The organism is Bifidobacterium catulorum (assembly GCF_003129925.1).
Lineage (GTDB): Bacteria > Actinomycetota > Actinomycetes > Actinomycetales > Bifidobacteriaceae > Galliscardovia > Galliscardovia catulorum.
This window is the reverse complement of the sequence record NZ_QFFN01000032.1, coordinates 1-3,451: the sequence shown is the minus strand read 5'-3', so window position 1 is coordinate 3,451 and position 3,451 is coordinate 1. Positions and strand designations below refer to the sequence as shown.

Below are 3,451 nucleotides of genomic sequence, written 5' to 3'. Positions count from 1 at the left end.
TGTACGGCACCACAGCGCTGGTTATAACGCATGCGTGCGTAAGACCCAGCCTGGGCGGGCGTCCTGCGTAGGTTTTTGCGCACGGATGCGTTATAACCAGCGTGGGGAAGGAGCCAGTGATGGTTTTGGCGTGTGCGTGCGTTATAACCTACGTGGGGGATGCGGTGGCGTTGGTTTTGCGCACGGATGCGTTATAACCAGCGTGGAAGGGGCGGCGCTACTCCAGCATCATGCCGATTTTGATGGCGGTGAGCAGCACATACGCCTCGCGGGGGTTCATCGGATCCCAGCCCGTCACCTCCACCGACCGCTTCAGCCGATACCGCACCGTGTTCGGATGCACGTTGAGTTCGCGGGCCGTGACGTCGAGCGAATTGCCGGACCGCAGGAACGTCGACAATGTGAGCAGCAGCGGATTATGCTCGTCATCGCCGCGCAGCACGCGGTACACGTTGTCGTAGAGTTCGCGGCGGGCGTCGTCGTCGCCGAGCAGCGCACGCTCCGGCAGCACGTCGTCGGCGCGCATCGGCCTCGGCACGTTCGCCAGGCAGCGCGCCGCCCGCTGGCTGCACAGCGCAGCCCGCATCGTGTACGACGCCCCGACGAGACCATCCTTTACCGGGCCGACGCACACCGCCGAATCATCGAACAACGGTAACAACGCCTGCACGAAATCATCCGGCTCCATGCCGTTGCCCGGGTCAATGAGCATGACCGTCAGTTCGTCATGCTCGCTGATCAGGCATGTGCCGCCGAGCGTGCGCACGGCCTCGCGGACATGACGATGCGCCAACGCCAGACTGATGTCGCCCGTATGGGCGAGCGATCCGACGATGGCGAAGCACGTGAATTCGCTATGCCATCCGAGCAGATTCAGCCGCGACGCCACCTGATGGGTGGTCGTACCGTCGAGCAGGTCGGCGATGGTCAGCGCCTCCAGCCGGGCGTCCCAGTCGCCGCGCGCCTGAGCGCTCGACGCATACACGTTCGCCGCCGAAAACGCGACCTCGCGCGAATAGTAGAGCATCGCGCCCGACGTGGCCTGCTCCTGGCCGGGTTCGGCGAACCGCGAGACGTTCGCCTCCATCTGGTCCACGATGAACCGCGTCAATTCCACGACCTGGTTCAACGAAATCGATTTGGTGAACTCAAGTGGTGCCACGAAGAAGATTTCGTCGGTGTTCGGGCGTGGCAGGTTCTGTGCGGGGACGTTCGGATCGAGGATGATGTTCTTGACCGCCTCATACCAGCTTACGAAGTTCGCGACGGCGGTCTCCGCCACGATGTTCAGCTGGGTCTTGTCGTCCGGCGTCAGTTCGCGATACCAGGCGACGTCGGCGTTCATCCTGTCCTGCGCCGTGAGCACGATCTGACGGATGACGGGCGGCAGGTCGGGATGTGTGTCGATGTGCGGCCGCCGAAGCCGGAACCGTTCGGCGAGCGCCTGCGCCTCTTCGGCCACGTCCGGTTCGTGGTCGGTGATGCGGCGGACGTCGGCCGCGATCTGGTCGGAGGTGGGGGAGAGGAAGGTGGAGGACGGTATGGCTGTGGTGGAGGATGACGCAGTGGTTGATTGGAGCGCGCCGGTGGTTGGCCGGGCCGTGGTGGTGGTTGGCCGGGCCGTGGCGTCATTCATGGAGGAGCGTCGCGTGTCGTCGGTGGCATCCGCGGATGTGGCCGGCTGCTGGGCGGGGGATGCGCCCGTCGCAGCGGGTTGCGGGACGGCATTCTTACGCGTGGTCCGTGACCGTATGGTCTTACGTCGTACGGGCTGCTTGGATCGTTTGCCTCCGGATCGTTTCGGCTCGTCCGTCGCCGCCGCGTCGGCGTCGGGGTCGATGGCTGCGTCGGCGGGGCGAGCGTCGTCGGCCCGCGATTTGCGGGAATGGAGAACCGAGAATTTCATACCGATTAGCATAGTCGTCGCATTGCCGCGGCGGAATCATGGCCATGGTGTGATTATGGCCATGATGTGATTATGACTCTGTCGGAATCATGACTTTGGTGTAATCATGATTGCGCTGGATTCATGATTGCGCTCTGGAGTCATGACTGCCACGGATTCATGGTCGTATCGGATTCATGCCGTCGACGCTGTATCCGTCCCGTCGTATCCGTCGCGCCGTATGCCGCCGTATGCCGCCGTATCGCGGAGGAACCAGATGGCGAGGAACGCGAACACGAAGGCCAACGGCAGCATATGACGGTCGAAATCGTTGGCGGGCGCGGTGATCATCACGCCCATGAGCAGCAGCATCGGCAGATGGAACGCGAGCGCGCGCCATCGCCGGAGCACCACTTCGGCCGCGCCGATGACGAGCACGAGAATCGTCCAGAAGTTGCCGTGCAGGGGCCAGCCGATTACGGGGACGCGCGACCATCCGTTGAACACCCCGGCGACGGCGTCGCGCCAGCCACCGAGCCAGCCGGCGATATGCGGCGCGTTGGTTTTGATTACGCCGTTGTCCATGTAGTAGAGCGCGGAGACGTATGGCAGGTCGGTCACGTCGAAATACCCGTAGGATTTGGCGAGCGCGGCGTCGATATAGAGGACGGGGTTCGCCTTGCCGATTTCCAGCCATGCCTTGTTGAACTGCGTCATGTCGTCGGCGGTCACGGTCTTCCACCGGTAGACGATGGTCTTGTCTTCCGCGGAGCCGGATGATTTCATGCGGTCGGCGTCCTGCGGAAAATAGGCTTTCGCGGCGGCGTCGAGGTCGATGATCGGGGCGAGCCTGTCGCGGGCGCTTTGGGGGATGCCTTGGGGATTGCGTTGGGCGACGCGGCCGATCTGCTGCAGTTGGATGCCTTTGCTTTCGATGGCGTCGCCGCCGATGATGGTGTGCGTGGCGGTGAGCGCGGTGAGCATGCCCTGGAAGGCGATGAGGGGGATGAGCAGGGCGATGGTCCAAGTGCGCCAGCGTCGGCGGTCGGCGAGCAGGGCGAGGACGAGCAGCAGCGCGACGATGTAGACCGCGTATTTGGCGCTCGCCAGCATGATGAGCGTGGAGACGGCGAGCGCGATGACGGTGCGGGCGGGGATGCGCGGCGTGGTGATGGGTGTGGTGTGCGTGGTGTGCGCGGTGGGTGTGGGGGCGGGCGTGGTGCGTGCCGGCGTATGCAGCGAGTGCAGTTCATACAGCACGCCGAACCACCAGACGAATGTGAATGCGAACAGCGGCGATTTCGTCAATGCGATTGTGCTGACGACGATGATCGGATTGAGCAGCAGCAGGGCGAGCGCGGTGATGCGGGCTGCGGGTGTCGCGGTGGCTGGAGAGGCGGGGCGAGCGGCTGCCGTGGAGGTGTCGGACCCCCTCAGCCCGGCATCCGCCGGGCAGCCCCCCCTGGCAGGGGGAGCCGGGTGGGGGGGGCGTCTTGCCGATTGGCTCCCCTCGGGATCGAGGGGAGCTGTCGCGCGTAGCGAGACTGAGGGGAGTCGTTCCGGTTG

Annotated in this window: 2 protein-coding genes; both read right to left on the bottom strand. The window is 64.5% G+C overall.

Annotated elements, in window-relative coordinates:
• Positions 1-217 precede the first annotated feature (217 nt).
• Positions 218-1,906 (bottom strand): PucR family transcriptional regulator, encoded by a 1,689-nt coding sequence (locus DF200_RS08930; RefSeq protein WP_109137931.1) that lies wholly within the window; start codon positions 1,904-1,906, stop codon positions 218-220.
• A gap of 174 nt (positions 1,907-2,080) precedes the next feature.
• Positions 2,081-3,451: DUF6020 family protein (locus tag DF200_RS08925; RefSeq protein WP_241520217.1), on the bottom strand; the 1,371-nt coding region annotated here is incomplete at its 5' end.